Genomic DNA, 17,856 nt, shown 5'->3' with positions numbered 1-17,856 from the left:
CCATGTCCCTGGCTGAATTTGCCCTCATCGACCGCATCCGGGCGCGCACCGTCGAGCGCGACGACATCGTGCTCGGCATCGGCGATGACGCTGCACTGCTGCAGCCGCGCCCGAAGGAACAACTGGTGGTCACCGCCGACACCCTCAACAGCGGGGTGCATTTTCCGGCGGAGACCCCGGCGTTCGACATCGGCTGGAAGACGCTGGCCGTCAACCTGTCCGACCTCGCCGCGATGGGCGCACGCCCGGCCTGGTGCACGCTGGCGCTGTCGCTGCCCGAGGCCGGCGAAGACTGGATCGATGCCTTTGCCGATGGCTTCTTCGCCCTGGCCGACCAGCACGACATCGCGCTGATCGGCGGCGACACCACGCGTGGCCCGCTGTCAGTGTCGGTCACCGCGATGGGGCAGGTGTCACGCGGCCAGGCACTGCGCCGCGACCGTGCACAGGTGGGCGATGACATCTGGGTGAGCGGCACACTCGGCGATGCCGCCGGTGCGCTGCGCCTGTGGCAGCAGGGCGCATTGAACGTGGCCACCGCCACCTTGCTGGCCGACTACGAACGCCTGCGCCTGCGCCTGCTGCGGCCCACCCCGCGCGTCACCCTGGGCCTGCGCCTGCGTGCATTCGCGCATGCCGCCGTGGATGTGTCCGACGGCCTGCTGGCCGACCTCGGTCATATCGCTGCACGCAGTGGTGTGGGCGCCGAAGTGGACGCCGATCTGCTGCCGGTCTCGTCTTCCCTGCGCGAATTGCTCGGCCGCGAGGGTGCACGCGAGTGCGCGCTGCGCGGTGGCGACGACTACGAACTGTGCTTCACCGCCGCTGCCGACCAGCGCGATGCGCTGCACTATCTGGCCGAATCACTGGACCTGCCACTGACCCGTATCGGCCGCATTGTCGACGGGCAAGGCGTGCAGGTGGATGGTGAAGCCACCGACGGCGGCTACCAGCACTTCGCGTGATCACATCGTACAGGTAAGCGTCCGCCCCGCAGCCACCAAAGGCCGAAGCGACGCGGGAACCAGGTTGCACGAGTGCGGTGCTCATGGGCCTACGGGCGCATCGTGGTTGCGCGGCGTGCCGTAATCGTCCAACCACTGGAAGCTCACCGTGGCCGGCATCGTCGTGCCCTGCGGCAACGGCAACCGTACCTCAGTGCCCGGCGCGATCATGTCCACGTCCAGCTTGCGGCCATCGGCCAGGGTGAGCGTGCTCAGTGTCACGTGGTAGGCGCTGGGGTTGCGTACCTGCAATGCGTCGCCATCGGCCGACCACTGCAATGCCGCCGCGGCATCGCGCGCCGCACCCTGCAATCCTTCGGGCCGATGAAACAGCTTCACCCGCGTGCGCACCGCAAACTGCAACAGGTTCCTGCCCGCGGCGTCCTTGGGCTTGGGCGGGATGTCCAACAGATTGAAATAGAACAGGGATTCGCGATCGGTTGGCAGCGGCGCTTCGCCCGGGCGTGGGGCATAGGTGACGCGGAACGCCTGGCCCTGATGTGCCTGCAGCAGGCGCGGTTCGGCCGGGGTCAGCCGGAACGGCGTACGCACATGCTCGGGTCGTGCCTGGCTGTCACCGTTGTCGATCCACACCTGCACCATAGCGGGCTGTTCGCCGCGATTGCTGGCCTGCACGGTCACGTCGCGGCCTTTGCTCGCGTCATGCACGATGCGCGTGCCCTGCAGGGTCACGGCGGCATGCGCAGGGATCGATATCGCGCCAGCCAGCAGGGCGACACACACGGTTGCTCGGAGATTCATGGCTTGACTCTTGTACAAGCTGTTTCCGGCCCGGACCGGGCCGGGCCGGGCCGGAAACAGGCGCGGGCTTACTTGTAGACGACCACGAAATCACCGGACGCATTGGCGCTACCGGCGGTGGCATTCTGGCTCGGCGAGGCGTACCACGCGCTGTAGTCAAGCTGGCCGCTGCCGGCGGCGGGGATGGTCACCCACTGCACCGGGTCCTCACCGATCTTCTGGTGGTTGCCGGCGAAGTCGTACAGCGCAACGCCCACGTTGGTGGCGCTCGAGCCAGCATTCAGCGCCAGGTTGCCGGTGGTGCCATGCGGCGCGCCACCGAAGCGCACGCCTACGTCCTGCGCGGCGCCCGAGCCGGAGCAGTCCAGCAGGATGCTGAAGTTCTTCTGGCCAGCACGGGTATCGGCATTGATCGAGGTCAGTTCAACCTTGCCCATCGGCACGGTGATGGTGCCAGCGGCAGCCTGCACCTCGCAGGTGGTGGGCATGATCTCGCCGGTGATCTCCAGCTTCTCGGCGAAGACGGATGGCGCAACGGCAACGAGCAGGCAAGCGCCCAGCGCGCGGATGATGTTCGACATGGGATTCTCTTGGTAGATCAGAAAAGGAACGCCGACGAACGCTCGGCGCCCGATCGACAGCGCGCAGTCTGCAGGCGGGGCGGCGGACAACCAATGCAACTAGTTGCAAAAGGAGGCGCGGATACACGACGTCGCAGGCAGTCCACTCGATGAGCAGACGCTGCGTCGACACGTGCGCGCGATGAGGTGATCGGCCTTCGTACGCAGGTCGGACCAGACGCGAAGCCTTGGCGCTCGCCACGTGCGCATGGCCGGGAGCGGCCTTGCTGGAATTGCAACAAGTTGCATGGGCATGTGGGACACGCCTGCCTAATCTTCGCTGCGACGTTCGCGCCTGTGCGGGCCGCAACCTGAAATTCCTCCATGACACTGCGTTCCTCTCCCACCCCCCTTCCTGTACCGCGCCGGGCCTTGTGTGCGGCCGTCGCCATCGTGCTGTGCTCGACCGGTATCGCGTCGGCGGCTGCCGATGATGTGGAGTTCAGCGACGGCTTCCTCATCGGTGGCCAGGCCATCGACATGCAGCGCTACGCGCAGGGCAATCCATTACCCGATGGCCACTACCCGCTGGAGCTGCTGGTCAACGACGCCTTTCAGCGCAACGTGGATATCGGTGTGCGCGATGGCGTGATGTGCCTGCCCACGGCAGTAGTGCGTCAGCTGGATCTGAAGGACGACATCCGTGCCCAGCTGGGTGATGGCCCCGACGCCTGCATCGATCTGCCCGGCCTGATCGACGGCGCCACCGTGGCGATTGACAGCAGTACGCTGCAGCTGCGCATCGGTCTTCCGCAGGCGGCGCAGGCGCGTCGCGCGCGCGGCCATGTGGCACCGGACCAGCGCGATCGTGGCATCACTGCCGGCTTCTTCGATTACAGCCTAAACCACACCCGCAGCGGTGGCCGCGACAGCACCTACCTCGGCGTCAACGCCGGCCTGAACCTGGGCGCGTGGCGACTGCGGCATCGCTCGTCCATCAGCCATGGCAGCGACGGTCACCGCCGCGATGTGATCGGCAGTACGCTGCAGCGCGAACTGACCGGCTGGAACAGCCAGCTGCTGCTGGGCGAAAGCAACACCGGCGGCGAGCTTTTCGAGAGCGTGGCCTTCACCGGCCTGCGCGTGGCCAGCGACGAGCGCATGTTGCCGGACTCGCTGCGCGGCTTTGCGCCGGTCGTGCGTGGCATTGCCGAGGGCAACGCAGTGGTGCGCATCCGCCAGAACGGCAACGTCATCCACGAAACCACGGTGGCGCCGGGCCCGTTCGTCATCGAGGATCTGTATCCCACCCATTTCGGTGGCGATCTTGAAGTGACCGTTACCGAGCCTGACGGTCGCGAGCAGCGTTTCAACGTCAACTTCTCCGCCGTGCCGCAGGCGTTGCGTCCCGGCGCCAGCCGTTTCAGCGCCACCGTGGGCCAGCTGCGCGACACCAGCGATCGCTGGGAAGAACTGCGCTTTGCCGAAGCCACCTACGCACGCGGCATCAGCAACCGACTGACCCTGCTGGGCGGCGCCCAGTTGGGCGAAGATTACCGCTCGCTGCTGGCCGGCGCAGCGTTCAACACACCAGTGGGTGCCTTCGGTGCCGACGTTACCCATTCGCGCGCGCAGCCGCTGCATGCCGGGCCGGTCAGCGGCAACAGCCTTCGCATCAACTACCAGCGCTACGTCGCGCGCAGCGGTACCAACTTCGGTCTGGCCGCTTACCGCTACAGCACACGTGGCTACCTGTCGCTGGGCGATTTCGCACGCGTACGCAGTGACGATTGGGGCTATGCCAGCCGCGCCCGCCAGCGCTACCAGATGAACTTCTCGCAGAAGCTGGGCCAGCGCAGCACGCTGTACCTCAGCGGTGGTCATACCCGGTACTGGGACAGCGCACGCCGCCACAACGACGTGCAGCTGGGCATGCAGACCGTGGTGGCCGTGGCCAACATCGGCGTCTCCGCGCTGCGCTACCAGATCGGCGAAGGGCACCAGGACACGCGCTATGCGCTTACCGTCAGCGTGCCACTTGGCCGCAGCCCCAACACGCCGCGCCTGGGCACCCAACTCAGCCATGCCGCCAGCGGCACGCAGGCACAGCTGGGCATCCACGGCGTACTGGGCGAACACCGTGCATTCAGCTACAGCTTGTCGGCAAGCGACGGCAACGGCAGCCAGGGCAACGCCAGCGCCTACGCCGCGTACCAGGGCAGCCGTGGCAACGTCACCGCGGGCTACGGCCGCAGCGGTATTTACCGCGCCCTGTCGCTGGGTGCCAGCGGCAGCGTCGCCCTGCATCGCGGCGGCATGAACCTGGGCCCGCCGGCGGGCGAGGGCTTTGTGCTCATCCATGCCGATGGCGCGCAGGGCGCGCGCGTCGGCCATGGCGGCCAGGTGCGCGTGGCTGGCAATGGCTACGCGCTGCTGCCGCACATCAGTCCGTACCGCTGGAACCAGATCGATCTGGACCCGTCCGGCCTGCCGATCGAGGTGGAACTGCTGCAGACCTCGCAGCGGGTAGCGCCCACGGCGGGCAGCATCGTGCGTGTGGAATTCGGCGCGCGTCGCGAGCGCATCTTGTTCATCGACGCCACCGATGCCCTCGGCCAGCCGTTGCCGTTCGCTGCGCGGGTGGAAGACGAATCCGGCACGCCCAAGGGCGCCGTCGGGCAGGGCGGCGTCATCCAGCTGCGCGGTGCGCACGATGCCGGCGCATTGATTGTCGACCCGGACGGCACGCAGCGCTGCCGTCTGGAATACCGCATGCCCGGTGCGCCCGATGGCTATGGCCTGTCGTGGAGCCAGGCGCTGTGCGTGCCCTTGGCTGCCCCCGTGCGGGGCCTGCAGGCCGCCGCTCCCGCAACCCCCTGATCCGCCATTCCCTTCCACAGGAGATTCCCCATGAATGCTGTTGCCCTGCGTAGCGCCACCCTCCTCGCATTGATTGCCACTACGCCCACCGCGTTGGCCGATACCGCCACGCTGACCATCAGCGGCCGCGTGCTGCCGGGTACCTGCACGTTGAACGCGCCCGCCATCGCGCTGGATCCGGTGAAAGCCGACGAGCTCACCCAGGGCGACAACAAGCTCAAGACCGGCAGCCTCGATTTCAGCGGTTGCGTGGGCGTGAACAAGGCCACGCTGTCCTTCGCCGGTACCGCCGCTGATGGCGACGCAGAGCGCTGGAAGAATACGGCTGCCGCCGATGCGGCCGATGGCGTCTCCATTGCGCTGCTGCAGGGCGCCACGGGCACGACCTATCTGAAGAACGGCGATACCGGCATCGACGTGCCGGTGACAGGTTCGACCGCCACCTTCGCCCTGCGCGCCGGCTACTACCTGCCCACGGTGGGGGCGGCGAACGCGGGTGCGGTGCAGACCGAGATTACGGTGACGGCAGACTATGAGTAAACGTAGCGCATCCTGGGTAATGCTCGGTGCCTGTCTGGTTGCGGGGGGCGCCCAGGCCTGCTCCACCACCATGTGGCCAGTGGACCGGGATCTGCGGTATGACACTTACCCCGAAGCGCCCAAGGTATGGATGTGGCAGGTTCCGGGGGCCATCACCATCCTGGATTGCGTCGGTCCGCCGTTCCAGACCAGTGTCCGCTTGGACATGCCGGATCTGCTGCCGGTAGGGGATGTCACCTACAACGGAATCGTCATGCCGGCGTATGAGGCATCGCCGGATTCGGCATTGCTTGCGGTCACCCAAGTGCAGACGTTCGGATGGGACCAAGTGGCGCTGCGCAATGGGGAGGAGGTTCCCTATCTGGCGGACGTCAGCGGGGAGGGCCGCGCAGCATTCGCGCCACAGTTCTATGTTTTCAGCCGGGGCGGCCGGATGCGCACCTTCGAGACCCGCGGGACGCTGACGATGACCTCAGTGGAGAGGCCGGCCGTCAACACCGTCATGCCGGTGCGTCTGCGCATCGAATTTCCGGCAACGACCTGCCCGTTGCAGGACGTCGACGAAACCCTCCAGGAGGTTCAGATAGCGGAGCTGTCGACGCCCGGCAGTACGGCCCGTGAGAAAGTGGTGGCGATCCGCATGAACTGCGGTATCGACCCGCCGCGTGCGCGCATGACGCTGGTCGATGCTGGCGACGCGGGAAATACGGGGAGTCAGCTGACGCCCACAGCCGATTCGGACGCCCAGGGGGTGCGGGTGCAATTGCTGCGCAATGGCAGGGAGATGCAGTTCGGACAATCGTGGGACTTCGATCCGGGTACCGGCGGCGTGCACGACCATCCGTTCACCGCACGCTATATCCGGTTGAATGAAGCCCTGAAGCCCGGTCAGATCAAAGGCGAAGCCGTGCTGAACGTGGATTACTGGTAGGGCGCGTCGTGCGGGCGGCAGTTGGTCCAGGCATGCCGGCAACGCCGCTCACATATCCATCACGTTCCTGCGCGCCAGTATTAACAAAACGTAACTTGTTGTCGCAATCGCACATTTTTACAACTAATTGAATGTGATTGATTCGGCACGACGGACACAGTAGCGGCCATTACCGGCCTACGCAGCTGCGCGGGTTTGGCTGCCTGATCCTTCAAACAGGAACGCTTCCATGAATCCCATTCAGCACCGCCGATTGACCCTGGCCCTCATGGCCGCCCTCGCCACCGTGGCCGCGACCCCCGCTGCCTTTGCCGGCGTAGTTCCGGCCGATGGTGAAGTAGTGTTGGGGCCGGGGGCGCCTGCCGAACGCTGGACGGTGGGAACCGGCGGCACGCTGATCGTGCAGCCGGGCGCGCAGCTCATCGACATTTCCATGAACGGCGCAGGGACCCTGCTGATGGATGGCGCTACGGTCTCCGGTACGGGCTCTACCGTGGGCGTCCTGGGTACGGCCACCATCTCCAATTCATCCCTGACCAGCACCAATCGTGAGGCCTTGCGGCTCTTATATTCCGACACTTCGCCAGAAAGGACGACGGTGAACGTCAGTGGCAGTACGATCCGATCCGACGTCAATGCGGTGAACATGGGTTCCCGCACGGAGCTGACGCTCTCCAATACCTCCGTCGCGGGTGGCAACGTTGGCATCAACTCGTTCGGTGGTCGCCTCAGCGTCCTTGGCGGCAGCCGCATTGAGGGCGTAGCCGCCGGCATCCGGCTCAGGGTGGGCGACATCAGCATGGATGCGCCCGGTGAGAACGTCATCGACGGCTCGACCGTGGAAGGCCTTGCCGGACCGGCCATCTCGGTACTGGGAACCTCCAGCGGCGGCGCTTCGGCTGAGGCACGGATTGCCGTGCGCAATGGCAGCCAGTTGATCGGCGGCAATGGCAACCTGCTGGAGGTGTCGACGACGGGTACTGACCTGCCCATCGCCCACTTCGACGTTCAATCCAGCGCTCTGCGCGGCAACATCGTGGTGGGCGACGATGGCAGCCAGGGCCACGTGACGTTGTCCAACGGCGGCAGCATCACCGGTGCGTTCACCAACGTCACCAGCGCCACGCTGGACAACGGCGGCCATTGGCAGATGAGCGGCGACAGCAGCGTGGGCACGCTGGCGCTCAACGATGGCGGCACGCTGGCGCTGGGCGATGGTGGCACCTTCAATACGCTCAGCGTGGACACCTTCACCGGCAACGGCGGCACCGTGCTGTTCAACACCGTGCTGGGCGCCGATGGGTCCAACACCGACCTGCTGCACGTGCTGGGCGATACCAGCGGCACCGCCAAGGTGGCGGTCAACAATGTGGGCGGCGCCGGCGCGCAGACGGTGGATGGCATCGAGCTGATCCGCGTGGATGGGGCATCCAACGGCCAGTTCGATCTGGCCGGGCGCGCGGTGGGCGGGCAGTACGAGTACTTCCTGCACAAGGGTGGCGTGGCCGGTGGCGAGGGCAACTGGTACCTGCGCTCGCAGCTGCCGACCACGCCGGACCCGTGCGATGCCGATCCGACGCTGCCCGACTGCGGCGGCCCGGTAGTACCGGTGCTGCGCCCGGAAGGCGGTGCCTACCTGGCCAATCTGACCGCTTCGCAGGTGATGTTCCGCCTGGGCTACCACGACCGCCAGGCAGGCCAGAACGGTGGCCGCGGCTGGGCGCGGGTGGATGGTTCGCGTAGTGGCTTCGATGCGGTCAGCCGCCAGCTGGATGTGCAGGGCAACAGCCAGGCGCTGAGCGTGGGGGCAGACCTGCTGCGCAACCCCAACGGCAGCGCCTTCGGCGTCATGCTGTCGGCCGGCAACGCCGGCAGCACCTCCACCAATGCGCTGACCGGCTACTACGCGCGCGGCAAGGTGAAGGGCGCCGCACTGGGTGTGTATGGCACCTGGCGTGCACCGCATGAAGATCCGTATGCAGGGTTCTATGTGGATGGTTCGCTGCAGCGTTCGCAGTTCCGCAACCGGGTTGAAGGCCTGGCCCTGACCCCGGAGCGCTATGACAGCAAGGCGTGGCAGGGCGCGGTGGAAGCGGGTTATGCGGTGCGCGTAGGTGGTGCTGCCAACGGTGGCCTCTACCTGGAGCCGCAGCTGCAGGTCGGGTACAACCGCTGGGATGACCTGCGCCACACCGAAGCCAACGGCACGGTTGTGACCACGCGTGATGCTGATGGGTTGTTCGGCCGTGCGGGCGTGCGCCTTTCCGGCGTGACCCGGTGGGGCACGAGCGCCGCGCAGGTGCAGCCGTATGTGGCTGCGCACTGGCTGCACCAGCGTGCGGCGTCGGGCGTGCTGATGGACGATGAGGCGGTGGACGCGCGCATTCCACGCAGCCGTGGCGAGTTCAGTGCCGGTGCGTCGCTGAAATTTGCCAATGGCGTGGGCGCGTGGGGTGGGCTGTCGTTGCAGCGTGCCTCGGGTTACCACCAGACCAGCGCCCAGGTGGGCCTGAGCTACAGCTGGTAAACCCTGTGGGGTCGGATCCCTTTGCGTTGCAAAGGGATCCCCCTTCTGCGTGCCCACTCATGCCGCGTGCGCCGCATAGCCGCGTGCTCGGCCAACGCACGGCAGGCAAAAAACAGCCCTTCGCATGCGCCGGTCGGGGCGGTGTTGACCGCCACCAATCGCTAAGCCGGCGGCAGCACCTTGCCCGGGTTGAGGATGCCATCCGGATCCAGCGCGGCCTTGATCGCGCGCATCGTCGCCAGCGTTTCCGGGGTGAACGCCTTCGCCATGAAGTCGCGCTTGGCCAGGCCGATGCCGTGTTCGCCCGACAGCGTGCCGCCCAGCCGCCGCGGCACGCGCTGATTGACCTTCCTCTCATGCCCTTCCTCTGCAGGAGCACCCCCATGTTGAACTCCCACCGTATCGTGCTGGTCGCCGCGTTGCTGGCCTTTGCCCCGGCCACGTTCGCCGATACCGCCACCCTCACCATCAGCGGCCGCGTGCTGCCGGGCACATGCACGCTGGATGCACCGGCGATCACGCTGGATCCGGTCAATGCCAATGACCTCACCCAGGGTGACAATCTGCTCAAGGCCGGCGTCTTGAATTTCACCGGCTGCGTGGGCGTGAGCAAGGCGGTGTTGTCCTTCGACGGTACCGCCGCCGATGGCGATGCCGCACGCTGGAAGAACACCGCCAGCACCGATGCGGCCGATGGCGTATCGATCGCCCTGCTGGCAGGCGCCACCGGCAGTACCTACCTCAAGCGCGGCGATACCGGCATCGACGTGCCGGTGACCGGCGCGACGGCCAGCTATGCGTTGCGTGCGGGTTACTACCTGCCGGTGCTCGGGGGGCTGACGGCCGGCGCGGTGCAAGCCGAGATCATCGTGACGGCGGACTACGAATGAGCCGCGTAATGCCACTGCGAAGGATGATCCTGCCCGCCCGTCGAGCCGTCCCTGAGATGTGCCGTCATCGCGATGGCTTTCTTGCTGGCGCCGCGCGAGGCAGCACGCTGCGGTCGTGGACGCGCCTGGTCTGTGCGCTAAGTGTCGTGTTCGGCGCCGCGCAGGCATCCGCCGCCTGCGTACGGTTGAACCCGGGCGACCAGGACATGACCATCAGCCGGACCATGCCGAACCTGGACTTGCCAGACAGGCGCTTTGTCGCACTTTCGCACGGAGCAGTTGCTGACGCCTATCGCTGTGACGCTGGCCAGAGTGCGTTTCAGCTCGAGCTGCCACTGACCGGTCTCACATACGAGCGTGAGATTGCCGCAGAAGACGGCCGTACCTACAGCGTCTACAGCTTGGGTCCGCGATCGCCGTTGATCGGTTTCATGCACTCGGTCAGTACTTCGCACAACAGCGCTTGGCGTGCCAGCCAGCAAGCCGTCTCGGTGGGAACACCGTTTCGTAACCCCGGTATCGTCTCCAACGCTGACGAGCCGGTGGACGTGTCTATGTATGTGATGTTGTTCTTCCGCGGTGGCGCGATGGAGAGCATTCCCATGACCCATCTCGGCACCGCTACTTCCTGGAGCGACAGCGACCCGAGCCAGCGCATCCAGCATCACATCCGGTTGGAGGTGAATGTGCCGGTGCTGACCTGCACCCTGAGCGACACCGCGCGTACGCTTGATCCGGTGTCGGCCGACCAGCTGGCCGTGGTCGGCAGCGATGCAGGCGAGAAGCCAGTGGTGATGAGCATGAGCTGCCCCAGTGCGAACATCGACGTCGAGATGGTGCTGGCCGATGCGAACGACGCCGCCAACCGAGGCAGCGTGCTGGCACCGGCGTCTGGTTCCGATGCGGGGGGCGTACGCGTGGAGATGCTGCGCGGTGGCAGCCCGGTCCAGTTCGGCCAGTCGTGGCGGCATGGTGGGTCCAGCAAGGGCAGCCAGGACATTCCCTTCACCGCGCGCTATGTCCGCACGAGCGATCCCCTTCGCCCTGGCCAGATCGTCGGGGAGGCGGTGTTGACCGCCACCTATCGCTAAGCCGGCGGCAGCACCTTGCCCGGGTTGAGGATGCCATCCGGATCCAACGCGGCCTTGATCGCGCGCATCGTCGCCAGCGTGGCCGGCGTGAACGCCTGCGCCATGAAGTCGCGCTTGGCCAGGCCGATCCCATGCTCACCCGACAACGTGCCACCCAGCGCCAGCGTCAGCGCAAAGATGTTCGGCAGTGCGGCGTGCGCGCGTGCGTTTTCGTCGGCATCGTCCGGGTGGTAGAGGATGTTGACGTGCAGGTTGCCGTTGCCGGCATGACCGAAGGTGACGATGGTCAGCGTGTGGTCGCGTGCAAGCGCCTGCACGCCAGACACCAGGTCCGGAATGCGCGACACCGGCACCACCACGTCTTCATTGATCTTGCCCGGCGCGACGGTCCGCAGTGCCGGGGACAACGCCTTGCGTGCGGCCCACAGTTTTTCGCGCGCGGCCCCTTCCATGGCCACGTCCAGCGTGATCATGCCGTCACCCTCGGCAGCAGCAGCCAGCGCCTGCAGCAGGTAGGGCAGGGTGTCGTGGTCGCCGTCGGCTTCCACCAGCAGCATGGCGCCCGCCTCGGGTACGTCGGCGCCGTTGAGCCGCAGCAGTTCCAGGCTGCGCGCGTCCATGAACTCCAACCGCGTGGGGACCACCGGCTGCGACATCAGGCGTGACACGGCCGCGGCGGCGGCATCGGCATCGCGGTACAGCACGCGCAGCCCGGCCTGTGTCACCGGCAGCGGGGTCAGCTTCAAGGTCGCCTCCACGATCAGCGCCAGCGTGCCTTCGCTGCCCACAAGCAGATGGGTCAGGTCGTAGCCGGTGGCATCCTTGGTGTACGGCCCGCCGCAGGTGATCAGTTCGCCGGCACCGGTCACCGCCACCAGGCCCAGCACGTTGTCGCGGCTGGTGCCGTACTTCACCGCGCGCGGGCCGCCTGCGTTGCAGGCCAGGTTGCCGCCGATGCTGCAGATCTCCGCGCTGGAAGGGTCTGGTGGCCAGAACAGACCATGAGGCATCAGTGCCTGCTGCAGGTCGCCGTTGAGCACGCCGGGTTCGACCACCGCGCAGCGGTCGCCGGGCTGGATGGCGAGGATACGGTTCATGCGCGCGAACGAGAGCACGATGCTGCCTTCGATCGGCACCGCCGCGCCGGTGGTGCCGGTACCGGCGCCACGTGCGACCAGGGCGATGTGGTGCTCGCGGCAGGCGCGGACCAGGGCGACCACCTGCCCGCGATCGCGCGGGAAGGCGACACCGGCCGGCAGCGTGTGCCGCCACGAGTTGTCCTGCGCATGTGCGTCCAGTGCGCGGTCATCGGTGCGCCAGCCGTCCTCGCCAAGCAGGGCATGCAGGGTGGCAGCAAACGCAGCGGGCAGGGCGGTGGTCATCATCGGGTCCGGGTATCGGCTGGGGCGCATCGGCGCGGCGCACCACGACGGCGGTGGAATGAGGCGCGGGTAACAACGCTCGCCGGCATCAGCAGTCTTCCAGCCGGAACGCGTCGCGCAGCCAGTTCAGCTGCGGCGGCTCGCCACTGCCTTCAACCACGTCGAAGCGGCAGGGCTGCTCGGCCAGCCAGGGATGCGATTGCAGGAACAATTGCGCGGCGATCACCAGCTTGCGTCGCTTGCGCAGGTCCACCGAGGCCGCGCCGCCGCCAAAGCGGGCACTGGCGCGGTAGCGCACTTCCACGAACACGACGACATCGCCGTCGCGCATGATCAGGTCGATCTCACCGCGGCGATAACGCGCGTTGGTGGTGACCGGGCGCAGTCCGGCCTCACGGAGATGCTGCTGCGCGGCGGCTTCCACCGCCGCGCCACGTAGCGCGCGCCCTGTCGGCACGCCGATCAGTTGCTGCTGGCGATCGGCATCGGCCGGCCGCCGCTGAAGGTCGACCATGCCGGTACCCGCAGCACGTTGCCGTTGCTGTCCAGGAACAGGGTGCCGGTGGCGCCGGCCAGGCCGCCTTCGGTGGCGACCTTGTCCAGGTAGGCGCTGATCTTCCAGGCGTCGAAACCAAACGCGAACAGCCGACCGGAGGCGCCACGTGCCGAGGGCAGGATCTGCCCGGCGGTGGAAGCGGCTGGCAGGCCGGGCACGCCGCGCACGTTCCAGGCTTCGTTCGGGTAGACGATGCCGTCCAGCGCCATGTCTTCTTCGGGCTTGCCGGCGCCGACGGTGAGCTGGGAGGTGCCGACGCGGGTGGCGCCGCCCGCACCGGCCAGTGCGAGTTGCGGCGTCAGCGCACGCGCCTGCGGTGCCCTGACCGCCAGCAGCACGCCGTCGATGGCACCGGCGGCACGCACCTGCGCGCCGATATCACCGACGGTGTCGCTGACGCCGATCGTCGCCACCACCTGGCCACCACGCTGCGCGAAGCGCTCGCGGAAGGCGGCAGCGGCACGGCGGCCGTTGTCATCGTTGCTGTGGATCACCAGCACCTTGCTGCGCTCGCGGCCGCGAAGATACTCGGCGGCGATGATGCCGTCGTCTTCCGGGGCCAGCGAGAAACCGGCGCTGCCGGCCGGCGGGGTGTCCTTGCCGCGGTTCAGCGCCAGCACCGGCACCGGCAGCTCGCGGCGGCCGAACACGGCATCCACTTCGTCGCGGCCGAGCGGGCCGACGATGAAATCGGCGCCGGTGGTCACGGCCTTGTCGTAGGCCGCCACGGCCCCGGCCGCGGTGCCGGCGGTATCGATGAACTGGATGTCCGGGCGGCGGCGGGTTTCACCGTAGTAACCGCTGAGCAGGCCATCGCGGACCGGCTGCGCGGCGGTGGCCAGGCGGCCGCTGAGCGGCAGCAGCACGGCCATCTTCACCGGCGGGCGGTAGCCATCGCTCATGGCCGGTGGGCGCTTGCTGGTATCGAACTGCGAGGCGGCTTCACGATCAAATGGACGCGGCAGCGGCAGGCCGCGGGCGATCAGCGCACGGCCGGCGAAGTTGTACAGCGGCTCATTGGCCGGCAGTGCGGCGGCGCGGGCGCGCAGGGTGGCATCGTCCAGCGTGCCGAGCAGGCCGGCGATGGCCTGCTGGTTGTCGCTGCGCGCCTTGCCGGTCAGTGCGGCGTGCGCACGGGCGCGCTCGAGTGCGGCACCGAGGTTGTCACCCGTGGCCTGCAGCGCGTTGGCGCGGGCCAGCTGCCAGCGCGTGCGCAGCGAGGGGGTGACCGCATCGGCCGAATCCTTCAGCGCGGCCAGCGCCTGCGCCGGCTGCTTGTCGGCCAGCGCCAGTTCGGCGGTGGTCAGCTGGTAGCGCTGCAGGCTGGCGCCGCTGAGCTGGCGCGCGGTGACCTGGGCCAGCAGCGTGCGGGCACGGGTGGCATCGCCGGCTTCGTGCCAGGCAAAGGCGGCATCGGCCAGGGCAGCGCTGCGGGCACTGCCGCGCAGGGTGTTGGCCAGCGCTTCAAGCTGGAGCGCCGCATCGCGCGGCTTGCCCTGCTCGATCAAGGCCAGGGCCTGGCTCTGGGCCGGCGATTCCGGCGCGCTGGTGAAGCTGGTCGTGGCGCAGCCGGCAAGCAGCATCAGCGACAACGAAAGGGCGGAGATCCTTACGACGGGCTTGTTCATGATCAGGTCCATTCGATGGGGGCAGCGGCCGTGGCCGGGGAACGGTACGATTCTACCCTTGACCACGGAAGAGCCGCTGATGAGTGCTGTCCCCACGCTGTATGTCGTTGCCACCCCGATCGGCAACCTCGCCGATCTGACCCCGCGGGCACAGGACGTGCTGCGTTCGGTGGCCGCGATCTGCGCCGAGGACACCCGCCGCAGCGGCCAGCTGCTGGCCCACTTCGGCATCCAGCAGCCACTGGTGGCGCTGCACGATCACAATGAGGAAGCGCTGTCGCAGCGGATCGTGGCGCGCCTGCTGGCCGGTGAGTCGCTGGCGCTGGTCAGCGACGCCGGCACCCCGCTGGTGAGCGATCCGGGCTACCGCCTGGTCCGCGCCGCGCGCGAAGCCGGGATCAAGGTCAGCCCGGTGCCCGGCGCCTGCGCGGCGATTGCCGCACTGAGCGTGGCCGGCCTGCCCAGCGACCGCTTCACCTTCGAAGGGTTCCTGCCGGCCAAGGCGTCCGGCCGCCGCGAGCGCCTCAACGCGCTGGCCGGTGAGACCCGCACCCTGGTGTTCTACGAATCCTCGCACCGGATCACCGAATCGCTGGCGGACATGGTCGCCGCGTTCGGGCCCGAGCGGCCGGCGGTGCTGGCGCGCGAACTGACCAAACTGTTCGAGACCGTGCTGGACGGCGACCTGGCCTCGCTGCTGCAGCAGGTCGAGGCGGACGACAACCAGCGCAAGGGCGAGTTCGTGGTGATGGTGCAGGGCGCGGCCGACGATGAGGAGGCTCAGTTGGCCGCCGGCCGCCGCATGTACGCCAAGCTCAGCGAACACCTCCCGCCGTCCACCGCAGCCAAGCTCGCCGCCGAACTCACCGGTGCCCCCAGAAAAGCCCTGTACGGCGGTTGATCGGCCGGTCGCGCCACCCCATGGGTGGCTGCACGCGGTGCCAAAGAAGGTAGAGCCACTCCACGGGTGGCTGCACGCGGTGCCAGAACGTGAGGCAGCCACCCATGGGGTGGCTACCGCGCGTGCAGATTGAATGCCGGCCCACGCCAACGGTATGGATGCACAGCCCCCTTTAGTAAAGGGCGCGCAGCGACAGCCGCGGGGAATTGGGCGCTGGTGGCCCGGGGCCCCAGGTTTGCGCTGCAAACCTTGGGGCTTTTTCGTCATGACGAAAAAAGCGGCGGAGCCGGCCGATAAGCCGGGTTTTGTCGTGGACAGTCATTCTTCTAGGCGCTGCGTCACCGCAGCGCTCAAGCAACCTACCCGGACCCGACGCGGGCCACGCCATTAGGTCCCTATTTGGTCTTGCTCCAGGTGGGGTTTGCCGTGCCGGTCTGTTACCAGACTCGCGGTGCGCTCTTACCGCACCATTTCACCCTTACCGGCTTCCCGAAGGAAACGTAGGCGGTATCTTTCTGTTGCACTTTCCGTCGGCTCGCGCCGCCCAGGCGTTACCTGGCACCTTGCCCTGTGGAGCCCGGACTTTCCTCGGCATCCGCAAGGGATGACGCGACTGTCTGGCCGACTCCGCCGCGCGCATTGTCCCACATTCACGTCACCTCGGCGCAGACAGCTGCGTGGTCGTCAGCCGGGTCTCGCCGATGAAGACACCCTCCGCATCGAACCGGCGTTCGGCGATGAAGCCGTGGCCATTGGCGTCCAGCGCGATGATCGTGCTGGCGCGGGTGCCGTACTCGGGGCTGCGGATGAAGGCGGAGGACAGCCAGCGCTCGCGCGCCAGGCCGATGCCGGTGTCGGGCAGGGCGCGGTCGTCGGCGCGGGTCTCATCGCGCAGGGCGTCCCACAGCGGGGTCAGGTCCTCGCTGCCGGCGTCCACCCACGCGCGCAGCGCTGCGTTCAATGTCACGGTTTTCGGCCACGGCGCGTCCAGCGGCCCGTTGGACACGCCATGGATGCCCGGGGCCAGCGGTTGGCGGTGCAGGGGATGGTTGCCCAGGAACTGGCAGCTGTCGCGGTCGGCCAGCACCAGGTTGAAGGGGGCGAATTCCACCGCGCGCGCGGCGAGCTGGTCGGCGAAGACGGCGGCCGGCGCGTCGTCGCGCAGGTAGCCGGCCACCAGGGCGCCGCGCGAGGGGCCGGTCTGCCGGGCCAGCGGGTCGCGGACGTTGGTCACCACCGCCATCCGGCCCTGCCCGCCGATCCCGGCCCAGGTCCCGCCCGAGCGCAGGTCGCGGCCGGCGGCCACGGCTTCATCCGGCGGAGACCAGCGCGCCAGCGCGGCGGTGGGCCGCGCGTGGAATTCATCGCGGTTGCCGGCCATCACCAGCTGCCAGAGGGGGTGTGTTTTCCATGCGAGGGCGAGCAGACACATGCCTCACATTGTGCCGGTTCTGCGCAGCGGCGAGACGAAGCCGACCGCGTCAGGACTGAATACGCGGCGATGTTTCACGCGGTCTCCACAGGCCTGAACTTCGGCGAAATCTCAAAAAATGAGACGAAACAGCAACTTGTGGATAAGCCTTGAACAAGTCTCTAAACATTGCTGCAAGCCCTTGATGTTCAAAGTGATTTCCCCTTCGCAAAGTTGTTGACAACCCAATCGGCACTGCTAAGGTGGGAATCAGAGGGGAAACCGGGTTTTTTGTGGTTTTTCGTGGTTCAATGTTTCACCAAGCGAAGGAAAGGTGAAAACGTCGTGTTTCAAGGCGAGACGGCCATCACTGTTGACGACAAAGGGCGCATGGCGGTTCCGACCGCGCATCGCGACCTTGTCGCGCGTGTGAGCAACAACCGTCTGGTCCTGACCTACAACCCGTTCGAGTCCGGCTGCCTCTGGCTGTACGCCGAACAGGAATGGGAACGCGTCCGTGATGACGTCATGTCCAAGCCCAACACACAGCGCGTCGTGCGCCTCCTGCAACAGAAGCTGGTCGGTTCGGCCGCGCATCTGGAGCTGGACGGCAACGGCCGCATCAGTATTCCCGCCAGCCACCGTGGTGCCGTTGGCATTGAAAAGAAGGCGGTGCTGCTCGGTATGGGCGACAAATTCGAATTGTGGAGCGAGCAGGCTCATCGCGCGTTGATCCAGCAGACGTTGTCTGACGAGGATCTCGGCGATGGGTTGCTCGACCTGAAGTTGTGAG

Annotated in this window: 15 protein-coding genes, 1 other RNA gene and 1 pseudogene; 9 read left to right on the top strand and 8 right to left on the bottom strand. The window is 67.3% G+C overall.

Features of this window, described 5'->3' with window-relative positions; translation table 11 throughout:
* The first annotated feature begins 2 nt into the window (after nucleotides 1-2).
* Nucleotides 3-965 carry a thiamine-phosphate kinase gene (gene thiL / locus ORK51_RS03930; RefSeq protein ID WP_266084158.1) on the top strand — a complete coding sequence of 321 codons (963 nt, stop codon included), beginning with the start codon at nucleotides 3-5 and terminating at the stop codon, nucleotides 963-965.
* Between the two features lie 81 nt (nucleotides 966-1,046).
* Here thiL and ORK51_RS03925 read toward each other — a convergent pair whose 3' ends face one another.
* Nucleotides 1,047-1,766 (bottom strand): fimbrial biogenesis chaperone, encoded by a 720-nt coding sequence (locus ORK51_RS03925; RefSeq protein ID WP_261997667.1) that lies wholly within the window; start codon nucleotides 1,764-1,766, stop codon nucleotides 1,047-1,049.
* A 68-nt stretch (nucleotides 1,767-1,834) separates the two neighbouring features.
* Entirely contained in the window at nucleotides 1,835-2,347 is a 513-nt protein-coding gene (locus ORK51_RS03920) for a fimbrial protein (protein WP_266084155.1), read from the bottom strand.
* Between the two features lie 363 nt (nucleotides 2,348-2,710).
* On the opposite strand from ORK51_RS03920, the gene ORK51_RS03915 reads away from it, so the two are divergent.
* From ORK51_RS03915 to ORK51_RS03900, 4 genes are all read left to right on the top strand, one after another.
* Nucleotides 2,711-5,206 carry a fimbria/pilus outer membrane usher protein gene (locus tag ORK51_RS03915; RefSeq protein ID WP_266084153.1) on the top strand — a complete coding sequence of 832 codons (2,496 nt, stop codon included), beginning with the start codon at nucleotides 2,711-2,713 and terminating at the stop codon, nucleotides 5,204-5,206.
* A 30-nt stretch (nucleotides 5,207-5,236) separates the two neighbouring features.
* Nucleotides 5,237-5,746, top strand: coding sequence for a fimbrial protein (locus tag ORK51_RS03910; RefSeq protein WP_266084151.1), 510 nt, complete (start codon nucleotides 5,237-5,239; stop codon nucleotides 5,744-5,746).
* The gene (locus tag ORK51_RS03905) at nucleotides 5,739-6,677 is read left to right on the top strand and encodes a fimbrial protein (protein WP_266084149.1); all 939 of its coding nucleotides are present in this window, start codon (nucleotides 5,739-5,741) and stop codon (nucleotides 6,675-6,677) included. The genes ORK51_RS03910 and ORK51_RS03905 overlap by 8 nt, the downstream gene beginning before the upstream one ends.
* A gap of 229 nt (nucleotides 6,678-6,906) precedes the next feature.
* On the top strand, nucleotides 6,907-9,204 hold the full coding sequence (locus ORK51_RS03900; RefSeq protein WP_266084147.1) for an autotransporter family protein: 2,298 nt from the start codon (nucleotides 6,907-6,909) through the stop codon (nucleotides 9,202-9,204).
* A 161-nt stretch (nucleotides 9,205-9,365) separates the two neighbouring features.
* Here the strand turns inward: ORK51_RS03900 and ORK51_RS03895 are convergent.
* Nucleotides 9,366-9,527, bottom strand: a pseudogene (locus tag ORK51_RS03895) (FAD-linked oxidase C-terminal domain-containing protein); the annotation flags it as partial.
* Between the two features lie 60 nt (nucleotides 9,528-9,587).
* Between ORK51_RS03895 and ORK51_RS03890 the strand changes: the two are divergent.
* Nucleotides 9,588-10,094: a fimbrial protein gene (locus ORK51_RS03890; RefSeq protein ID WP_266084145.1), complete on the top strand. Its 507-nt coding sequence runs from the start codon at nucleotides 9,588-9,590 to the stop codon at nucleotides 10,092-10,094.
* Nucleotides 10,091-11,185, top strand: coding sequence for a fimbrial protein (locus tag ORK51_RS03885; RefSeq protein WP_266084143.1), 1,095 nt, complete (start codon nucleotides 10,091-10,093; stop codon nucleotides 11,183-11,185). Before ORK51_RS03890 ends, ORK51_RS03885 begins: the two co-directional genes overlap by 4 nt.
* Here ORK51_RS03885 and ORK51_RS03880 read toward each other — a convergent pair.
* The 3 genes from ORK51_RS03880 to ORK51_RS03870 form a co-directional block, all read right to left on the bottom strand.
* Nucleotides 11,182-12,567, bottom strand: coding sequence for an FAD-binding oxidoreductase (locus tag ORK51_RS03880; RefSeq protein ID WP_266084141.1), 1,386 nt, complete (start codon nucleotides 12,565-12,567; stop codon nucleotides 11,182-11,184). The genes ORK51_RS03885 and ORK51_RS03880 overlap by 4 nt on opposite strands.
* 88 nt (nucleotides 12,568-12,655) lie before the next feature.
* Nucleotides 12,656-13,081: a YraN family protein gene (locus ORK51_RS03875; RefSeq protein WP_323053978.1), complete on the bottom strand. Its 426-nt coding sequence runs from the start codon at nucleotides 13,079-13,081 to the stop codon at nucleotides 12,656-12,658.
* The gene (locus ORK51_RS03870) at nucleotides 13,030-14,751 is read right to left on the bottom strand and encodes a penicillin-binding protein activator (protein ID WP_266084139.1); all 1,722 of its coding nucleotides are present in this window, start codon (nucleotides 14,749-14,751) and stop codon (nucleotides 13,030-13,032) included. Before ORK51_RS03870 ends, ORK51_RS03875 begins: the two co-directional genes overlap by 52 nt.
* A gap of 79 nt (nucleotides 14,752-14,830) precedes the next feature.
* On the opposite strand from ORK51_RS03870, the gene rsmI reads away from it, so the two are divergent.
* Nucleotides 14,831-15,652, top strand: coding sequence for a 16S rRNA (cytidine(1402)-2'-O)-methyltransferase (gene rsmI, locus ORK51_RS03865; protein ID WP_266084137.1), 822 nt, complete (start codon nucleotides 14,831-14,833; stop codon nucleotides 15,650-15,652).
* 278 nt (nucleotides 15,653-15,930) lie between these two features.
* Here the strand turns inward: rsmI and rnpB are convergent.
* Both rnpB and ORK51_RS03855 read right to left on the bottom strand, forming a co-directional pair.
* Nucleotides 15,931-16,281, bottom strand: an RNA gene (rnpB, locus tag ORK51_RS03860) — RNase P RNA component class A.
* A gap of 26 nt (nucleotides 16,282-16,307) precedes the next feature.
* Nucleotides 16,308-17,084 (bottom strand): NRDE family protein, encoded by a 777-nt coding sequence (locus ORK51_RS03855; protein ID WP_266084135.1) that lies wholly within the window; start codon nucleotides 17,082-17,084, stop codon nucleotides 16,308-16,310.
* 324 nt (nucleotides 17,085-17,408) lie between these two features.
* Here ORK51_RS03855 and mraZ point away from each other — a divergent pair, with 324 nt between their 5' ends.
* Complete coding sequence (mraZ, locus tag ORK51_RS03850) at nucleotides 17,409-17,855, top strand: division/cell wall cluster transcriptional repressor MraZ (protein WP_019182494.1); 447 nt, start codon at nucleotides 17,409-17,411, stop codon at nucleotides 17,853-17,855.
* Nucleotide 17,856 lies beyond the last annotated feature (1 nt).

The sequence above is a fragment of the Stenotrophomonas sp. RIT-551 genome (genome assembly GCF_026241915.1).
In the GTDB taxonomy this organism is placed as follows: domain Bacteria; phylum Pseudomonadota; class Gammaproteobacteria; order Xanthomonadales; family Xanthomonadaceae; genus Stenotrophomonas; species Stenotrophomonas bentonitica_A.
Note: the sequence above shows the minus strand (reverse complement) of the source record. Positions and strands in the feature narration are given on the sequence as shown.

Coding starts and splice junctions, on each gene's coding strand:
- thiL (WP_266084158.1), top strand. CDS start 3: ATGTCCCTGGCTGAATTTGCCCTCATCGACCGCATCCGGGCGCGCACC.
- ORK51_RS03925 (WP_261997667.1), bottom strand. CDS start 1,766: ATGAATCTCCGAGCAACCGTGTGTGTCGCCCTGCTGGCTGGCGCGATA.
- ORK51_RS03920 (WP_266084155.1), bottom strand. CDS start 2,347: ATGTCGAACATCATCCGCGCGCTGGGCGCTTGCCTGCTCGTTGCCGTT.
- ORK51_RS03915 (WP_266084153.1), top strand. CDS start 2,711: ATGACACTGCGTTCCTCTCCCACCCCCCTTCCTGTACCGCGCCGGGCC.
- ORK51_RS03910 (WP_266084151.1), top strand. CDS start 5,237: ATGAATGCTGTTGCCCTGCGTAGCGCCACCCTCCTCGCATTGATTGCC.
- ORK51_RS03905 (WP_266084149.1), top strand. CDS start 5,739: ATGAGTAAACGTAGCGCATCCTGGGTAATGCTCGGTGCCTGTCTGGTT.
- ORK51_RS03900 (WP_266084147.1), top strand. CDS start 6,907: ATGAATCCCATTCAGCACCGCCGATTGACCCTGGCCCTCATGGCCGCC.
- ORK51_RS03890 (WP_266084145.1), top strand. CDS start 9,588: ATGTTGAACTCCCACCGTATCGTGCTGGTCGCCGCGTTGCTGGCCTTT.
- ORK51_RS03885 (WP_266084143.1), top strand. CDS start 10,091: ATGAGCCGCGTAATGCCACTGCGAAGGATGATCCTGCCCGCCCGTCGA.
- ORK51_RS03880 (WP_266084141.1), bottom strand. CDS start 12,567: ATGACCACCGCCCTGCCCGCTGCGTTTGCTGCCACCCTGCATGCCCTG.
- ORK51_RS03875 (WP_323053978.1), bottom strand. CDS start 13,081: ATGGTCGACCTTCAGCGGCGGCCGGCCGATGCCGATCGCCAGCAGCAA.
- ORK51_RS03870 (WP_266084139.1), bottom strand. CDS start 14,751: ATGAACAAGCCCGTCGTAAGGATCTCCGCCCTTTCGTTGTCGCTGATG.
- rsmI (WP_266084137.1), top strand. CDS start 14,831: ATGAGTGCTGTCCCCACGCTGTATGTCGTTGCCACCCCGATCGGCAAC.
- ORK51_RS03855 (WP_266084135.1), bottom strand. CDS start 17,084: ATGTGTCTGCTCGCCCTCGCATGGAAAACACACCCCCTCTGGCAGCTG.